The sequence below is a fragment of the Leeuwenhoekiella polynyae genome (genome assembly GCF_004104075.1).
In the GTDB taxonomy this organism is placed as follows: Bacteria; Bacteroidota; Bacteroidia; order Flavobacteriales; family Flavobacteriaceae; genus Leeuwenhoekiella; species Leeuwenhoekiella polynyae.
On sequence record NZ_QOVK01000029.1, the window covers coordinates 1 to 18,364 of the forward strand.

Genomic DNA, 18,364 nt, shown 5'->3' on the forward strand with positions numbered 1-18,364 from the left:
AAATAGAATCGACTTTTTAGTGGTTCACTTTGGCCCGGCGAAGGCGGCTCACTTTGACCCGATTTGGGTGGTTCACTTTAACCCGGCGAAGGTGGTATACTATGCCCGATTTTTGCAGTTTAATAGAAATATCTGTCCAAATAATTCGATCATTATCATACTTATTCAAATTTTTAGGATAAACATAAGCATACCATTTTTCGCTTTTCATTTTGCCCTTTTCTCTATTCTCTAGGATATTTCTATGCTTAATTAAATAGTTCCACAGCAAAGGATAAGTATTTTCAAATTTCTCTTTTTGAATTAGATTACCCTCTAAATCATATGGGACTAATCCAAAATATTTATTTGCTTCGAAATAATTTCTTTGAACATTAGCCCCCTTAATAATTGGATGAACTATTTGGCTATCTGAAAATTTAAATAAATTGAAATTTTCATCTTTTTCATCTAATATATAAATACTGTCTGCCCCTGATTCGATTCCCGTTATCGTATCAGAAATGTCCTTGATTTTCAATTGTCCCTTTATTGATACTGTACTTCCAAAATACCAACCAAGACCACTTGCAGAATTTTGAATTGATATTTTTTCGCTTTTATAAGAATCTATGTTTTTTTGATCTTCTAAATTCACAGTTCTATAATCCGTATTTTCATATTGCCCTTTTTTAAGGGTTAAAATGCAGCAATATGTTGTTGCATCTTCGAACACCTGATAATCTTTGAAATCTACGTAGCTAACTAATTTACAGTTATTCATTATAAATTTTCTTACACCTTCTCCTGTTTTAGTACTCGTAAATTTTGAAGGATTTATATATGAAATAATACCATTTATACTTATAAAATCTACCGCTCGCTCTATAAATAGAAGGTATAAGTCAAAGTTATAAGTTGCGCTTTGATATTTTTTTTCCAAATATTCAACCTCTGAATTATTTGAAAGATTCTGTCTTTTCACATAAGGTGGATTTCCAATCACTACATCAAAACCACCTTTTTCAAAAATCTGAGGAAACTCCAGTTCCCATTTAAAAGCTTTATCACCGGCAACGGCTTTGCTGTCTATAAGACTGTTACCACATTTGATGTTGCTGCTAAGGTCATTCAGCTTTCGGCGGGGTTGGGCGGTACGCAGCCACAGGGAGAGTTTGGCAATCTCTACAGATTCTTCGTTAAGGTCTACACCATAAATGTTGTTTTCTAAAATGGTGTTCTCAATATCTGCAAAGACGAGCCCGCCACCCAGTACTTTGGCCTTGAGTTCGTCAATATAGCGGTGCTCTTTGATCAAAAAGTCTAGCGCCTGGTTTAAAAACGCCCCTGAGCCACAGGCTGGATCGCAAATGGTAATTTGCAGCAGCCAGTCTCGGTACGTGTCCAGAATGTCTACAAGCTTTTTAAGCGTGTCTTTGTTACGCCCTTTTCGGCTTTTAAAATACTCAGCTTCTTCAAAACCCAGTTCGGCTTTTTTCTCTTCGCAGAGTTTACCTACCGTGTTTTCAACAATATATTTGGTGATGTATTTCGGCGTATAAAAAACGCCGTCTTTCTTGCGTTTACTGGTTTGCTTGTCAAAGGTATCACCTTCTATTTCGGCATTTACGCTTTCAATCTCATTGAGCGAATTTTCAAAAATATGCCCTAGAATATTCACATCTACCTGACTTTCAAAATCGTAGTTGGCAAGTTTCCGCGTATGCGATAACAGCAAGGCATCGTCTATATTGAGCTGATCTAATATAGAATCGGGTTTAAAGAGACCACCATTATAGGCGTAAATTTCAGCGTGCCTGTCGGTGCCTTTCCTTCCCTGATCCAGATAATTAAAATACAATTTAAAGCGGTCGTACAGCGGTACATGAGCATCCATTGCTTTCAGCTCTTCAAACTCATCTAGAATCTTAAGTGTAGAATTAGGCGGTAAGAGTCCGCGGTCTTCTGCAAAGAAAATAAACAGAAAACGGTCTATGAGTTTCTGCGACTTTTTAAATAGGGTAAGTTTTACATTCTTGTCAAGGCGGTTGCGTTCTGCGCGCTCTTCTTCGGTAAGTTCGGCAGTGGTTGCGGCATCAAGCTGCTCTTGCCGGTTGGTCTTAATACGCTTCACATTGCGCTTTACCAGATCACGAAAAAGCTCCCGTTTAAATACTGAATAGTCTTTGTAAAAGTTTTTTGTAATTGCTTCCTCTTCTGCAATAGAAGCTTCTTTGATTTTGAGCGGCAAGTCACTTATCAGGTTCTCGCGCTGCAAGCACAAATACAGAAGTACAAAACGCTCTTGAGTAAGTTCAAACAAGTTAAACTCTTCAAATTCGGTTGCGTCGTTGATGTAAAACCGCAGTTTCTCAAAGTTAGACGTGATGACATACACGCAGCCCTTTTGATTGGCTTTGTAATCAAACGCCTGGCGGCGTATGCTCTCCAGATCTTTAGTATTTGTCCCTTTTAATTCGATAACGCCGGTAGCGATCGCATTTTTTAAAATAGCTCCATCTGCTTTGCGGTTGTTTTTCTCATTCTTAAACTCGGTCGTTAAATCGTAGTCGGGATTGGGATTTAAAGTATATCCCAGAATATTTACAAAAAGCTCGTGTAAGAAGGTTGCCTGAAACTGCTCTTCTTTTGATTTGCGAATGTTCTCCTGGATTACCGGATTGAGAAAATAGGCCGAAAATGCCTTATAGGCTTTGCTGATCGTTTTATCGTCTAGTGCTTTGAGGTATTTATTGAGCACCGATGCTTGAAATAATGCCATTAAAGGGTATAAAGTGTTATTAAGTCTTTAAAAATAAATAATCCTTAGATTTAAAGGGTCATTAAAGCTACAAGTAATCAAAAAGTTATTAATGAGGAAATCTGTAAAAGGAGGTTAATTGTTAAGGGTATATTCGCGGAAAAATAAGATGTTTCACTTAGTACCAAATTATTTTTATAAATGAAATATTCATTAATTTTAGTGATACTGGGAGGTATTGCTTTATTTGTTGTGTTTAAGTATAGAAAAAGTCTTCGCCTAAAAAGGGAAGAAGAGCTACTGCGTATCGCAGAAGAAAAAAAACGTCTTGAAGAACTTGCACAATTACACGATAGACAACGAAAGGAATTAAATCCATTTTTAGTCAAAATTGCTGAATTTAATGAGTTGTTTGAAAAGTTTAAATCTCAACCAAAACACATATCAAACTTCGAAATATTTAATTTCAAGAAAGAGACTGCACATTATTACAATTCAATAAAGTCTAAGGAATACAAACACTTACCTAACTTTGAAACCTCTATAAAAAAGATAAACTCCTTCAAATACACTTATGAAAGAATTGAGTCTATCTTAACTTCTCGCAATGAAAATTTTATTGAATCTGAGATAAAAAATACGGATAATTTATTAAGTGATGTAGAAGGTAAATCGCTCGATACACAGCAACGTAAAGCAGTAATCATAGATGAAGATAACCAATTAGTGATTGCTGGTGCAGGTTCAGGAAAAACTACAACAATTGCAGGAAAAGTAAAGTATCTAACAACTATTCAAAATATTAATCCTCAGTCTATTTTATTAATATCATTCACTCGTAAAGCAGCGGATGAAATGCGAGATAGGATTTATAATAAAATGAATATTGACATACCTGTTAAAACCTTTAATAAGTTAGGGTTAGATATAATATCACAGGTAAATAACTTAAAGCCATCAATATATGAAGCAAATGGCAAATCACATTTAGAACGCATATCTTCTTTTATAGACCACGCTAAAGAGAGTGAAAAGTATTATAATTTACTAATTGATTTTATTTCCTACTATTTAAAACCTTACAAGGATATAGCAGAATTTGAGACGGATGCTGAACATAACAACTATCTAAATGAGCAAAAGTTAGAAGGTTACAAAATGGTTGAAAAAAGACGGGGTAATGGTCAAGTAATACGCTACAGAGAACGTTTAAAGAGTCAAGAAGAAGTTTTTATAGCTAACTTTTTATTCAGGAATGGTATTAATTACGAGTATGAAGAAAAATACCAATACAAAACAGCCAGCAAACAATTTGGTCAATACAAACCAGATTTTTACTTACCTGATTACAATGTCTATATAGAGCATTTTGGAGTTGATGAAAATTGGAATGTACCTGATTGGTTTAATGGTAAAGATGGAAAGTCTGCAAAAGAGGTTTATAATGAAGGCATTGAATGGAAACGTCAAGAACATAACAATAATTCAACAACCTTAGTAGAATCATATTCTTGGCAACAGAAAAAAGGGATTTTACTATCAGAGCTACAAAAGAACTTAGAAGATGTTGGTGTAGTTTTTAATCCTATATCAAACGATAAACTATGGCTATATTTAAAAGAAAATGCTTTTAAAGATATTAGCGATTTCACTCAATTATTAGATACATTTTTAGTCTTATTAAAATCAAATAATGAAGCTATATCAAACCTACAAAAGAGGGCATTAAAAGAAGATAATGACCGTGCTATTAAGTTTTTAGAATTATTTGACCCAATATATCATTCGTATCAAGAATACCTTTCAGAGGAAGAAGAAATTGATTTTAGCGATATGATAAATAACGCTACAGATGTAATACAAGACAATTTATATCAGTCACCATACGATTACATTATTATTGATGAATATCAAGATATTTCCAAAGCAAGGTTTCAATTAATAAAATCATTATTAGACCAAAAACCAAACACAAAACTTTTTTGTGTTGGTGATGATTGGCAATCAATATACCGCTTCGCAGGTAGCGATATTGGCTTATTTACAAACTTTGAAGAAAATTTCAAATTCTCTACAGTCAAAGATTATAGTAGAGTAACTCAAACGTCATTTATTGAATATACTTATAGGTTTGATAATCAACTTATCGACCTATCAAGTAATTTTATTCTAAAGAATCCAAATCAAATATCAAAAAAACTAAAAAGTCATCATAAGTCAGAAGAAGTACCGTACTCTATTTTTAAACATTCAGACCCAGACAGAAAGAGTAAAAATCTACATTTAGCTTTAAGAAGTGCATTAGTTAATATTGCCGAAAAAAGCGAGAAAAATGATGCTTCAGTATTACTTTTAGGTCGCTATGATTTTGAGCGAAAAAATTTCTTTAATGGTAACTTCCTTATCGAAAAATATAATAACTTAAGTAATCAATATGAATATATATGTAATGAGTTTCCAAATCTTAAAATAAGGTTTTTGACAGCTCATAGATCAAAAGGTCTTGAAGATGATTATGTGATTATTACAAATTGTAGCTCTGGCACTTATGGATTCCCTTCAGAAATATCTGACGACCCTTTATTAAATTTTTTACTATCTAAAGCTGACCAGTTTCCCAATGGTGAAGAAAGAAGATTGTTTTATGTAGCAATGACAAGAGCTAAAAAGCACGTTTCTTTTTTAGTAAACAATGATTATACATCAAAGTTTATTGATGAAATTGAAGCAAATGAAAAGATAACAACTCTTCAATGCGATTGGTGTGATAATGGCAAATTAATTGAAAGAAATGGTAAGTTCGGCTATTTCTATGCTTGTAATAACAGTCATTATTGTAATTACACAAGAAAAATAACATACAATGATTTTGAAGTTTTAGCAGATGAATATTATAAAAAAGAAGAGTTCGCATTAGCCATTGAGTATTTTGAAAAGTATTTATCGTTACAAGAAGGCAACTCAAATTCGTATTATTGTTTAGGGCGTTCTTATGAGCAAAAATCAGATTTAAATAAAGCATTAACAAATTACGAAAAGTCTATTGTCAAAGATAATTCAAACGCATACGCTTATTATTGGTGCGGTAGTGTACAGTTTGATTTAGAAGATTACAATAAAGCAGTAGAAAATTGGTTAGCATTTAATAAACTAAAACCAAATAGTAATTCTGTAAATTATTGGTTATCCCAAGCCTATTTTAAATCAAGACACTTTTACAAAGCACTTCATCATATAAATATAGAGTTAAAAGAAAACCCTACTAATACAGATGCTCAAACATTAAAAAAGCAATATACGATTGCATTAGAAAAACGCTATACAACCAAAGAAACAAGTATCAAATCAAGTGATTTAGAAACTATAAAAGGGTATATACAATTAGCTGTAGATTTTGATGTTAATGTAAAATTCAATTACCACAAATCACAACAATTTGAAGGAGGTGTTCAAAGTCTTAGAACTATCAAGCCCAAAGGATTTAAAATAATGGGGCAATATAATTCAGTATGCGTTTTTGGTTATTGTTATATGCGTGAAGAAGAAAGAACCTTTAATTTAGAACGTATTTCAGATTTGAAAATAAACCCAAATAGAATAGAGTTTTGGTCTAACTAAGAATATAATTGTCTCAAAACATCTACATTTATGAACGACAAAACTCTAATAAAGCTTTATATTCATTAAGGTCAGCTTGCTTCACCGCTTTTAGATAAGAAGCACGGGTATCATTAGCTTTAGAAAGATTACCGGCTCCCCAGGAAAAAGGCTCTTCACCAAAAAGTTTTTCAATTATAATGTCTGCCATTAGTCGGCTATGGCGACCATTACCATTGGGAAAACAATGTATGCTTACCAAACGGTGCTTAAAACGTATGGCTAATTCTTCTGGTAAATAGGTTTCGTATTCCACCCAAAACAGAGCATCATCGCAAAGCATCTTGAGATGCATAGGAATTTGATGTTTATCTATTCCTATGTTTTTATCGGTTTTTCGGAACTGGCCAGCCCAAGCCCAAACATTGCCATACATTCGTTTATGTAAATCACAGATAAACTTCTCTGTAAAGACTTGATTAGCTTTGAACTTTTTACCAAAAACCCATTGCAACGCCTCTTCAATATTCAATTGTTCAAATTCGTCCAGTTCTTCTTTTGTTGAAATGGTTTCAATACGCAAACCTTCTTTTTCTTCTTCATCAATAGGAGTCTGACCATCAATGTATTCTAAATCTAATCCCATAAGGTTTTAGGCATTTCTTTTTTAATAATGGCTTTCCGCTCTGCTAAGGCCTTTTTAAGACGTTCTTTTGAGTTTTCTTGATCTTCTAACCTCATTGTATTAGATGTTCTAGAAACTATCTTTAAAGCGAGTTCCTTGGCCTTACGTTCTATTAAATCATCTAATGTACCATCTTTAGGCACTAAGGCATAGACCAGTTGCATATCGAGGGCATTTGCAGTCTCTTTTAAACTTTTTAAAGTAATGCTCCCTTCTTTTTCCCTAATCTCTATCTCCCTTACACTTTGTTTTGTAATGGTCAATTTATCTGCTAATTGCTGTAGAGATATCCCTAATGAAAGCCGTATAGCTTTAATCCAACCCGTTGGCGGAACAGGCATATTACTAGCCGTATGGAATGCCTTCAGTTTACGTTCTAATTGTTCTAGTTGTAGCTTCTTTTTATCCATAACGAAGAGTATTACATAATATTTGCAAAACCAAAAGTAAGGTTATTACCTGACAAAATAAAATTAAAGTTAGGTAATAACCTTACTAATTACTGTATAAAGTCAGGCTATTACCTGACTTTATACAGTAACAGAATGTTTAACTTAAAAAGTTGTACCCTAAAGAAAGTTAGGAATGTCAAACGGATAATGCAATTTATCCATCCGAACTGTTAGTAGGTGAGATTAGCTTATTAACTTATGACCGGATGAATCTTCCTAATTTAAAATTTGCATAATTCGATAATTAATCTCTTTGGCCATCATATTCTTTAATGAAATATCTGCATCTTTTTCAATTAGCGCTGCCATAGTTCTTAATAGAATAGGTGTTTTGAAAACGTCCATAACTGCATTCGTTAAATCCTCGATATTTGAATTGTCATCAAATTTATCCAGCTCCTCAATATCCTCTAAATTCATAAAGAATGAAGCATCAAATTTCTTCTTAGCCATAATTACACCTTTTTGACTTGATACAAGTTATATAAATAACTGAATAATAACTAGCCTTATTTTCAACTACTTATTCCGAAGATAATCCTCAACAGCTTCAACAAAAACCTTTTTTAAATTTTCTTTAAGCTCTGCCTCATAACTAACTAGGTCATTTATCTCAAGAATTTTCCCATACCAAACCCCATCAGCAGAACTATAATGAATGGAACCTTTGTAATTTTTATATTTAAGATGATTCTCCAAGGGTCTAATCAATTTTGATATACTTAAACTTCTTTACCAGAAATTCATTGTTTTCTGTCAATTCAATAGCTTTTCCATTTTCAAAATATATCTTATCCTTGTCTAAAGTACCGGTGGTACTCTTGGATTTTTTTAGTCCATTTTTCCATTGCCTTGCCTCAATCTGATAAAGATTATTTTTAATATGAGTTACTATCATCGTATCTGGATTTTTCAATGGAATTTCTCTCACATACGTACCTTCCAAATTAGATGCATTGTCTGAACAGGATACAATTGTTAACACTGTCAGAAGGCTTACTAATCTTATTCGTTTATTGATTCTCATAATTTGAATTTATATGGTTTAATTAATAAGCAATATCTCCATCGAGCCTCATACCTAATTCTCGAAAAGGGCCATTGTGTAAAAACTTACATCTATCGCATAACTTGTATCTCGCATTAGCATAGTCATCAAAATGCTCTAGGTCGTAAATCGTTACGTCAAAAGACTTAAAACATACATCACATTTATCAATGGTGTAAACAAGATGATATAAGGAAGACAAAAATTCTTGAAAGGCATATGTCCCTTTATACTTGTTTGAAAACTCATCATAAGAAAGAATAAATCCTTCTATTCCATTTACTCTTTTGACTGCAAATAAAGCTGTAATCAACTCCTCTGCATCAGGGCTTGTTTCCCTATCGATAACTATTTCTTTTTGTTTCATAATTGAGCATAAAAAAAGCGTGGAACTGAACTTATCGGCTTCAGAGGTATCGCCAGACACCCTTTCCTCCAAATAAGAACAGCCCACGCAGAGCGTGGGCGTCTTAACTTTGATAATGGAGGAAATAAAAAACTGGCGATTTTCTGAATCCAAATCAAAAGCTAAACGCTTTATATTTTAAAATTTAATTGATTTTTCTCTTATATAATTATTTTGTTTCAAAACAAACTTAGCAATTTAAAATCCCAAATCATACTTTTTATAACTTAATGCATTCGTTAAAAAAGGATAAAAAAACCTATTACCATAATATGATAATGTGCTAAAAAGCCAATCTTATAAAGTTATTTTAAATCATTACCACAAAAGCTCATTACACTTATATCGCTATACTATTTTGCTATAATGCTGGATTAGCATATCGTGATAGTATTTCATTATTACCTACCTAAATTCCTGACTTTAGATGACCTTTCTAGTTTTAAATTGTTCTCTCGATCTTTGTATGCACGCTTAATCTTTTGAGCCAATTCATCTTTCTCTTTTGGAGATCCATTTTTTAAGATATATTGGTTTTGAAATTTCTCCAGCTCTGTCCGTCGATATTGAAAAAAATCATCAAAGGATTTTTCATTATTAGTAATCCACTTCATTCTATCAAATCCCACTTGATAAGAGTTACCTCCTATACTACGTTGCGTTGATCGCTCTTTCGTTGTAGGGGTTAACTTCAAGCGCTGGGTTCTATCCTTCCGGCTTACAACAATATGCGCGTGAGAATTGAGTCCAGGTTTATAATCTCCAGTTTTGAATATTCCTTTTTTCACCTCGTCATCTGTTCCCCTAAATTTTCGGAAATGCTCAATTTTGGCAAAATAGAGTAAATCTTTTCCAGTTTTTAAGCCTTTATCCTGCCTGTTGAAGTTCACAGCATAGTTATCCATTACTTTTTTAACATAGTCTTTTAAAAGCTTGTTGTACTTGTCGTACTCGTTTGAAGTGAGTTGCCATACGCTATTAATTTCCTTTCTTTTACTAGCTAAAGAAATAATATGCTGCAACTCGGTTTGACTAAAACTAATAGTTGGAGCAAAATACTTGGCATCCGTTTTTCCTAGTTTTTTAATGTTGTTATCTATACTGTCTATGACCTCAATGGCACTTATGTCTACTCTAGAATGATTGAAAAAGTCCTGCTTCCTGCTTTGAAAAACTCCAATTGCATTAAGGTTATTCTTGTTGTTGATCAGCGTTTCCAGCTCTCTATTTTCTTTATCTAAATAATTGGTCAATGTTGCACAACTTCCTGTATTTTTTGTTCCAAGTGTACTATGTGGTTTACTTATAGGCATCAGTCAAAAAGGGTATTAATCTTAGATAATATGCCTGATTTGTTTTTAGCATCAATCAACTGGGCTATAGCAAAAGTAATTTTGCGTTGTTTTTGTATCTCCTCCAGTAAATTATCTGCCCGTAACTTTTCATTCTGGTTTATTGTATTTAACGCTTTGATCAGTTTGGTATGCAACTCTTTAATCTCTTGTTTTTGGTCTTTCGAATACTCGTAAACTTCTTGACGTAGTGGTTTTAAAATATCACGTTCTTGAACCTTCAAAAAAGAAACCATTCTTTTGTCTAACTCTTTCAGTGCTCTTGAAGGATTTTCATTTTTTGATTCTTTTGGATTGATTCCGGTTTTCTTAAAATAACCAATCATTTCCTCTACCAATTCGTAATATTTCAGATTGTAAACTTCCGATAGTTTAGTAAGTTCTTTATGGTGATAGGCTGATATTAAAATACTTTTTTTTGCCATTTCTATAATTTTAAACATTAATAATCAAACAGTTACATATTAAAATATAGTATTTATATAAATTGATATAATCTAACTATATGTGCTGAACTCAGTCTCAGCAAGGTTTAAGCCTCGCAGAGCAAGTTGAAAATAGGGGCTCTGCCCCTGTTCAACTTGCTATCTTCGATACTCTCAAAACCGCCTTGAATTACCATCTAAAGGAATAAAGTTGAACATTTCATAAAGCCTGTCTGCAAACCGATTTCTACTATCATCGAAACCATTACCGTAAAACTTATTTAAGTCCTTTATGGTAAGATTTGTCGTGATAAATGTTTTAGTTCCCTTTTGTTTAAATTGATTATATCGCAGCTCAATTATTCTGCTCATAAGTTTCTCCTTAACACCCCAGGAATTGGCTATTCTTTCAGTTCCCAAATCGTCAAAATGAACTTTTCCCTTTCTATATCTTTCCACCAGGTATTCTCCTTCCAGACTATACTGCGTAACTAAATCGTGTACAGATATATTAGAAAACCATAAATTTTTTAAATTGTATTTCTTACTAATGATTTGGACTATATCAAAAATTGAACTCTTTCCTGTACCGCAGGGACCATATATTAGAAGCCCTTTTCTAAGCTCTCCTTTGCATTTTTTTTCAAATAGCGGATCATTGGCGAAATAGTTGCAAATAAGGTCTAAAAAGCCCTTATTCTCGCTATCAACAATGAAATTTCGGTCACCTCTTGCGAAATATTCTTTTCCTTCTTTCCAGAAAATCTCTTTGAATTGATCTGTAGACATTGAATATTTTTTTTTGTTGATTTCACTTTCTTTTTCTTTGTTTAACAAATGCCTCATTTTTTCCTAGGATTAGCATTAAACATTTTTTCTTTTTCCTTTTTTTCTTTTTTTAAATTATTAGATTTTTGTATTAACTGTTTAGTATTATCCTTAAAGAAATCTTGTATAGGCCTATTCAAGTTTTCTTTTATAGGCTCTTCAGAAATAGTTATATACCTATTCAAGATTTCTTTAGTACCCTCATCCCGGTATAAATGCCGCTGAATGTACCCAAACTCTTGAAGCTGTTTAAGCCATGAGTTTATTGATTGGGTGGATACTTTATATAGATCTTCAAAGTATCTGTTACTCGCATAACAAAAACCTAATTGATTAGTAAGTGAAGTGATCTCTGCATATAAAATTTTGGCGTTCGGGGTCAATCTTTTATCATATCGTACAGGAGCTGTTAATATGGCATAATAGGAAGGTTTTCGATTTTCCATTATTATAATTTTTTAGAAAAACCGTATATTTGTTTAATACGGTTAGGTTAGAAGATTTAACTATTAAAACTTAAAAAGCATCGTGCGACAACACGATGCTTTTCTATTTTGAATTTTTAATAAGTTCTAGTGCAAGTTCAGAGTCTACTATGATCTTACGTCCATTCTGGATAATAGCTTCATCAATAACTCCAGATTTTTTGAGTCTATTTGCTGAAGATATACTTCCTCCTATTAGTTTAGCTATACCTCGTATTCCGTAAACATATTTTTTTGACACATTATCAGAAAGGGTTTCTTTAGCCTCTTGAGGCTCTTTATCTATATTCCTTTGAAGAAATAAAAATTCTTCTCCGGTCATCTGAAATATGGGTTTTTCTTTTAATGCTTCTAAATTCATATTTTCTAAATTTCTTGTTTAAAACTGAACCGTGTACTGCGGTTGTTGATGTTCGAACAAGGTAAATTTAGAAGTACTAGAGAGTGGAAACTAAGTGGAAATTGAATTTACATTTACATTTAAAGTTCTTATTATCAATAATATAAAAGTTCTTTCATTTAAAAGCGTGGATTTGAGGTGGTTTTGAGATCCTATAAATCTTTAAGAAACTAATTGTTTAATATTCTCTTTAAAGATTGTATCAAGCACTTCCACAAAATGTTGTTGATCATCTGTTGCGTTACTGCCAACTACCGTTCGATATTTACTGTTATAGTATTTTTTTGATTTTCCAATTTCTTTTAGAATTCCTCCTAGCCAAACTTCTTGAAGGTCATTTTGAATCAAGCTTTTTAATTTAGAAATAAGATAAAATCCTTTTTCATTGTTCTTTATTTTAAGGTATTGAACGGTATTCTGTAGATTAAGTACATTATATAATTCTATTTCAGAGATTGTTTCAAATAGAATTCCTGAGTAATTTTTATGTATTAAATAAACTACCCCCATATTGAAAAATAAATTATCGTGTATCATCAAATAATTTCGATCGTATTTACTTTCCTCCAAAAAATTGCCTGCAATTTGTCTTTTTAAATCCAGAGCATAATAATGAATCTCTTCATGGAAATTATGCTCTAGAAAACCTATCGATTCATAAAGTTCCGAATTGAAATAAAACTTTCGATTCTGAGTTTCCTTTAATCTGGTAAAGACATCATAAAGAGATTTATCATCCTTAGTACTTTTTGAGTATTTTCTTTCTCTAAACTCCTTTATCAACAATTTTTGTCTTGGTAAATCTTGAAATAGGTCTTTATGGTTGGTAAAAAGCTTAATGTTATTATCTACAGCTTTTATTAAATCTTCGAGTAATATAGATCTATCTTCTTTCTGGACTTGTGGATTTATCTTTTCAACCAACTCTACTTTAATAAATATTTCATTTAAGACGTGACGATAAATATCTTGAGAATCATAGTCAAAGCAATCTCCTTCTATATTAATTTCTCTAATCCAATGATTATTTATATCTCGAAAAATTGTGACTAGAGCTAAAATATTACCATCAATGTGATTTGCATTTATATTTTCATCAGTCTTCATAACTCATTAAATTTTTCCATTGCACTTTTCTTTGTCTTATCAGCAACATCTATATAAGGTTTCATTGCTTTATAATCAGAATGGCCAGTCCATTTCATAACAACTTGAACAGGAATACCTATTGATAGAGCACTACAGATAAATGTCCTACGTCCAACATGTGTCCCTAATAACTCATACTTAGGTAGTACTTCATCTGTTCGCTTATTGCCCGTGTAGTGTGTCAATCGAACTGGAGTATTTATTTCAGCTAATTCAGCCAACTCTTTGATATAATCATTCATTTTTTGGTTAGAGATAACCGGAAGGGCTTTATCATCTTCATAGGGAATATGCGCGTACTTTTCAATTATTGCCTTACTATGTTTATTAAACTCAATAATTAAGCTATCTGATGTTTTAACGGTAGTAACTTCAATATGCCCAGGCTTTACATCACTTCTTTTTAAATTATATACATCAGAATATCTGAGACCTGTATAGCAAGTGAACAGTAGAACATCACGAACTCTTTCCAAATAGTTTTTAGTACTTGGGATTTCATATTTAATGATCTTTGCTTTTTCTTCTTCAGTAAGAAAAATCACTGTTTTGTTAGAATCCTTAATTTTTGGTCTAAATGCTTGGTAGGCATCATTTGAATGATAATGCTTTTCGAAACTCCATCTGAGAAACCATTTTAAAAAGCCTAATTGCTTTTTAATAGTACTATTTTTCATCTTCCCTACTTTCCGCAAATGAATTAGATAATCGGTCAAACCACTTTCATCTAAATCATCAAAGGATAATTCGGGGTTAAAATTGTTTAGATGCTTTTGTACTGCAGAAAACTTAGTAAATGTAGCTGTACTCCAATTATTCAAACGACCATTCTCTTTAACAAACTCATCAAATACATCCATCAATGAATTCGTTATTTGAACCTTTGGCTCAACTTTCCCCTTAGTCTTTAAACTTTTAGCAACCTGTTTTACTTCTTCCTTTGTAGGTATCTGATCTAATCGCTCATAATCCCCGAATAAATCTTGAATAGCTACCTTCAACTCCAGTAAACGCGAGTTTATTGAGGAAGAACTTTGTCCTAATTTATTAAACGAACCATTTTTAACTTCTTCTTTCTCCTTATTCCATTTAGATATATCTATTCGATAACCGGTTTGAATGTCTACTCTCGAACCCTCGAAGTTTACTCTTAAGCGAATTGGAATATTATCAGTTATTAGCTTTCCATCCTTCTTTCTCTTTTCTAATGAAAAAATTAAGTTTCTTTTTATTTGAATCATCAGTCCATATTTACACCCAAAATTACACCCAATTTTTATACTATCAAGTGATATTTTATGATAGTTTAAAAAACTACATACTAAAAAACCCCCTATTTAAAGGGGTTTTGAGAGTTAATCAAATTTTATGGATATATAGGTGATAGAGCCTCTTTCTCCGCTTAGAATTGATCAAATTCTACTAAAAGCCCGTAAACACTATGTTTACGGGCTTTTTTAATTTTATACAATTTCATTTGAAATCAATTAATATCATATAAAAAGTGCTGTATTCGGTGCTGAAAAAGGATCAAGTCCAAAATTTCTTAATTGGAAATATGGTATAAATCGGATAGTTATTACTCGACTTAGCACGATAAATAAACTATGAAAACAGTTTTAAAACTAAATTTGCAGTTTATTATTTCATATATTGATCGTTCATCAATTATTGTTTTATGAAAGTCATACTGTATTTCAGCTTTATAATTCTAATTCTACCCAGATATAGTCAAAATGCGAACAATTACAAAATCACCTACGAACTCACTTATAAACCAGATACAACCGATTTAAATCAAATCAAAAAAGAGCGTATGTTGCTCTATACTAACAGCAAGAGTTCCCTGTTTCTGAGCTATGGGAGGATTTTAAAAGATTCTATGCGCGGTAAGTTTGGAATAGGCGACATAGGAAGTACAGCCTACAAAAAAGCTTCAGCTGCTGCTAAAACAGATTTCAGTTACAGACTTTATAAAAGGCCGCTAGAATCTGAAGTTTTTCATTGCTTGAAAATAGCGACTGATAATTACTATTATTCTGAAATTTCTAGTTTTGATTGGCAAATAAATCAGGAGACCAAAACCATCTTAGGTTATTCTGCTCAAAAAGCTACAGCACATTTTGCCGGTAGGTATTACGAAGCCTGGTTTTCAACTGAAATTGCAATACCAGAAGGCCCTTATAAATTTTCAGGCTTACCAGGGCTCATTCTCGAAATATCGAGCACAGACAAGGATTATAAGTTCTCAATTGTTGGGCTTGAAAAAACATCGTTCTTTCCTGTTTCACAAATACCACCTAAATCCTTTCAGCAAAGTCCTAAAAAAGAACTTCTAGAACTACAAAAAGAATATTATAACGACCCTATAGGCTTTATTAATAATTGGGTAGGTAAAGGTGGCAGAACTGTGCATATAGGACTGCAAGGAAAAGCCAAACGCGATCATTATGCAAAATATGGCAAGAGTGGTATGCCATCACTGAATAATTTTTTAGAGCTGGATTAGATGAAACATTTTTTCTTTACAATATTACTACTGATAGCTTGGTCATCCATTTATGCTCAGGACCTTCAACAAGTCGCATATACCTATAAAGCTACCTACGAACTTCAATTTAAAATAGACTCTACAGATTCTGAGTCTATAAAATCAGAACCGGTACTGCTATACCTCAGCACCAATCAATCTCGCTATTTGAGCCTTAGCCAACAGTTGAAAGATTCTCTGTTTTCCACGTTAGATCGAAAAAACCGAAGTATGGCAGAATTTAGTCGCGTGCGATCGATGATTCCCAAAACAGAATTCAATTATGTAATCTTTAAATCAAAACCTAAAAACAAACTGGTCTACGCCGAAAAGATTTTTAAAGATAAATTCAAATACACGGAAGATCTAGAAATGCGAGACTGGCAAATTAAAGCAGAGACTAAAGAAATTTTAAGCTACACAACTCAAAAAGCAGAAATTGAATTTGCTGGAAGAAACTATACTGCCTGGTTTACTGCTGAAATTCCTTTTAGTGACGGGCCTTATAAATTTACAGGATTACCTGGTCTTATTTTGGAGATCTATGATGATCAAGATCACTATCATTTTACACTAAGTGGCTTTCAGAAATTCAGTAAGCCGGTTGCTCCTTTTCTTAATTTAAATACCTACAAAACCATCGCAAAATCAGACTTGCTTCAGATAAAAGAAAACTTTGATGAGGATCCTATTTCTGCTTTGGAAGCGGCCGGTGTAAAGCTTGACTTTGCAAATTCTTCATTAAGTAAGACTCAAGCAAAACGCGATCTTTCCAACTCAAAATCTAAAAAGAACAATCCCATTGAGCTTATTACAAACTAATTCATTAGTTTTAACTATGGATTTAGTTTTTATTTCAAAAGAAGTTTCAGTTTTATTCATTCTAAAAGCTTCATATGAATATTAAAAAAAGTGATATAACTCTAAAAATCAATGCTGTATTTAAAACTTTTTTCTAAAAGTGATTTTCGATAAATAACTATATAAGAAATAGATACACTCAAGTATTAGATAAATAGAAACGGAAAAGTAATGCTTGTAGAAACAACTCAAAAAAAACTACTTTAAAATAATGCTATAATGGATTCTAATATATATATAAAATGAAAACCTCTTACCTCCTCTTTATAATTTTAATACCCATTATAAGCTTCAGTCAGTTTAAAATACAAGGCAAAATAATAGACCCTGAAAATAAAGAGAATTTAGAGATCAACTTAAGCATCAGGGGTGAAATAGAAAAAACGATTCCTGTTAAAATTAATGATGCTTCTTTCTTTCTAGAATATACAATTGACGAACCCATAAATAGCATGCTGCAAATTCAAAATGCTGGAAAGTCTAAATCTGTCAAAATTCTGGTTGATAGAAATAGTTCATACAATGTGGATTTGGTGCTAGAAGATGAGCAAAAATATTTTGATGATAAATGGTTTAAAATTGAAACTAAATCGTCCTACTATCAAGTCTGGAGAAACTTTTACGATGAACAAAATGAACTGTATTTAAAAAAGAGAAACACACTTAGTCTCTTTGAGGTAGGTAAAATATCTAAGAAAGAACTTGACCGGCAAATAGATGCAATAGAATTTAATATCACCCAAGCTTTTAAAAAATTAGCTACAGAGCATCCTGACAACTATGCTACGCCATATATTATTACGGGAGCACCTGATTTTGGCGAGCACTATTTTCCCTATTTTAAAGCACTTTCACAAAATGTAAGAACTAGTTATTGGGGTAGAACGCTTAAGTCTCGTTTAGAAGACTCAAAAACCAATTTATCAAATAACACTGCAAATTCATCAACCATTTTAGGTTCTCGATTTGCAGTATTGAAAGGCAATACACTTTCAGGAAATTACCAAGAATATTCATCAGCAAATTTAAATTCAAAACTCACTCTTATTGATTTTTGGGCAAGTTGGTGTGGTCCCTGTAGAAAAGAAAATACAGCACTAAGCGTTTTAAACAAAAATTACGCTAAAAGCGAATTTCAAATTATAAGCTTCTCGTTAGACACAAACCAAAATAAGTGGGAAAAAGCTTCAAAAATAGACAACATAACGTGGAAAAACATTTCTGATCTAAAAGGAGTAAAATCTTATATCATCAATGATTTTCAAATCAAACAATTACCTAGAAATATTTTGGTAAATGCTGAAGGTAAAATTATTGCTTTGGATAAAACAGGAACTAATTTAAAAGATTTTGTAAGTGAATATCTAAACAGTAATCCTTAATTCAATTTATTATTAAAAAACGGT

The 18,364-nt window shown here is 32.3% G+C and carries 18 protein-coding genes; 4 read left to right on the plus strand and 14 right to left on the minus strand.

The window, feature by feature from the left end:
* Positions 1–16: 16 nt before the first annotated feature.
* Complete coding sequence (locus DSM02_RS18705) at positions 17–2,761, minus strand: Eco57I restriction-modification methylase domain-containing protein (RefSeq protein WP_128767015.1); 2,745 nt, start codon at positions 2,759–2,761, stop codon at positions 17–19.
* Positions 2,762–2,941: 180 nt separating this feature from the next.
* Between DSM02_RS18705 and DSM02_RS18710 the strand changes: the two genes are divergently transcribed.
* A complete protein-coding gene (locus DSM02_RS18710; RefSeq protein ID WP_128767016.1) occupies positions 2,942–6,358 on the plus strand; it encodes a UvrD-helicase domain-containing protein in 3,417 nt (1,138 codons plus the stop codon).
* Positions 6,359–6,386: 28 nt separating this feature from the next.
* On the opposite strand, the gene DSM02_RS18715 is transcribed toward DSM02_RS18710, so the two are convergent.
* The 13 genes from DSM02_RS18715 to DSM02_RS18775 form a co-directional block, all read right to left on the minus strand.
* On the minus strand, positions 6,387–6,983 hold the full coding sequence (locus DSM02_RS18715) for a mobile mystery protein B (protein ID WP_128767017.1): 597 nt from the start codon (positions 6,981–6,983) through the stop codon (positions 6,387–6,389).
* The gene (locus DSM02_RS18720; RefSeq protein ID WP_128767018.1) at positions 6,974–7,432 is read right to left on the minus strand and encodes a mobile mystery protein A; all 459 of its coding nucleotides are present in this window, start codon (positions 7,430–7,432) and stop codon (positions 6,974–6,976) included. The genes DSM02_RS18715 and DSM02_RS18720 overlap by 10 nt, the downstream gene beginning before the upstream one ends.
* 258 nt (positions 7,433–7,690) lie before the next feature.
* Entirely contained in the window at positions 7,691–7,927 is a 237-nt protein-coding gene (locus tag DSM02_RS18725; protein ID WP_128767019.1) for a hypothetical protein, read from the minus strand.
* A gap of 66 nt (positions 7,928–7,993) precedes the next feature.
* Positions 7,994–8,173: a DNA repair protein gene (locus DSM02_RS18730; protein ID WP_128767020.1), complete on the minus strand. Its 180-nt coding sequence runs from the start codon at positions 8,171–8,173 to the stop codon at positions 7,994–7,996.
* A 4-nt stretch (positions 8,174–8,177) separates the two neighbouring features.
* Positions 8,178–8,501: a hypothetical protein gene (locus tag DSM02_RS18735; RefSeq protein ID WP_128767021.1), complete on the minus strand. Its 324-nt coding sequence runs from the start codon at positions 8,499–8,501 to the stop codon at positions 8,178–8,180.
* Positions 8,502–8,523: 22 nt separating this feature from the next.
* A complete protein-coding gene (locus DSM02_RS18740) occupies positions 8,524–9,042 on the minus strand; it encodes a hypothetical protein (RefSeq protein ID WP_128767022.1) in 519 nt (172 codons plus the stop codon).
* A gap of 287 nt (positions 9,043–9,329) precedes the next feature.
* Positions 9,330–10,241, minus strand: coding sequence for a DUF5712 family protein (locus tag DSM02_RS18745; protein ID WP_128767023.1), 912 nt, complete (start codon positions 10,239–10,241; stop codon positions 9,330–9,332).
* Positions 10,241–10,705 carry a BfmA/BtgA family mobilization protein gene (locus DSM02_RS18750; RefSeq protein ID WP_128767024.1) on the minus strand — a complete coding sequence of 155 codons (465 nt, stop codon included), beginning with the start codon at positions 10,703–10,705 and terminating at the stop codon, positions 10,241–10,243. Before DSM02_RS18750 ends, DSM02_RS18745 begins: the two co-directional genes overlap by 1 nt.
* Before the next feature lie 174 nt (positions 10,706–10,879).
* Positions 10,880–11,542 carry a P-loop NTPase family protein gene (locus tag DSM02_RS18755; protein WP_128767025.1) on the minus strand — a complete coding sequence of 221 codons (663 nt, stop codon included), beginning with the start codon at positions 11,540–11,542 and terminating at the stop codon, positions 10,880–10,882.
* 5 nt (positions 11,543–11,547) lie between these two features.
* Positions 11,548–11,979: a helix-turn-helix domain-containing protein gene (locus DSM02_RS18760; protein WP_128767026.1), complete on the minus strand. Its 432-nt coding sequence runs from the start codon at positions 11,977–11,979 to the stop codon at positions 11,548–11,550.
* 103 nt (positions 11,980–12,082) lie between these two features.
* Entirely contained in the window at positions 12,083–12,379 is a 297-nt protein-coding gene (locus DSM02_RS18765; RefSeq protein WP_128767027.1) for a DUF3853 family protein, read from the minus strand.
* A gap of 201 nt (positions 12,380–12,580) precedes the next feature.
* Complete coding sequence (locus DSM02_RS18770) at positions 12,581–13,525, minus strand: hypothetical protein (protein ID WP_128767028.1); 945 nt, start codon at positions 13,523–13,525, stop codon at positions 12,581–12,583.
* Positions 13,522–14,808: a site-specific integrase gene (locus DSM02_RS18775; protein WP_449405358.1), complete on the minus strand. Its 1,287-nt coding sequence runs from the start codon at positions 14,806–14,808 to the stop codon at positions 13,522–13,524. The genes DSM02_RS18770 and DSM02_RS18775 overlap by 4 nt, the downstream gene beginning before the upstream one ends.
* A 437-nt stretch (positions 14,809–15,245) precedes the next feature.
* Here DSM02_RS18775 and DSM02_RS18780 point away from each other — a divergent pair, with 437 nt between their 5' ends.
* From DSM02_RS18780 to DSM02_RS18790, 3 genes are all read left to right on the plus strand, one after another.
* Positions 15,246–16,076: a GLPGLI family protein gene (locus tag DSM02_RS18780; protein WP_128767029.1), complete on the plus strand. Its 831-nt coding sequence runs from the start codon at positions 15,246–15,248 to the stop codon at positions 16,074–16,076.
* Complete coding sequence (locus tag DSM02_RS18785; protein ID WP_128767030.1) at positions 16,077–16,919, plus strand: GLPGLI family protein; 843 nt, start codon at positions 16,077–16,079, stop codon at positions 16,917–16,919. It begins immediately after the preceding gene.
* A gap of 281 nt (positions 16,920–17,200) precedes the next feature.
* Entirely contained in the window at positions 17,201–18,340 is a 1,140-nt protein-coding gene (locus tag DSM02_RS18790) for a TlpA family protein disulfide reductase (protein WP_128767031.1), read from the plus strand.
* Positions 18,341–18,364: the final 24 nt, after the last annotated feature.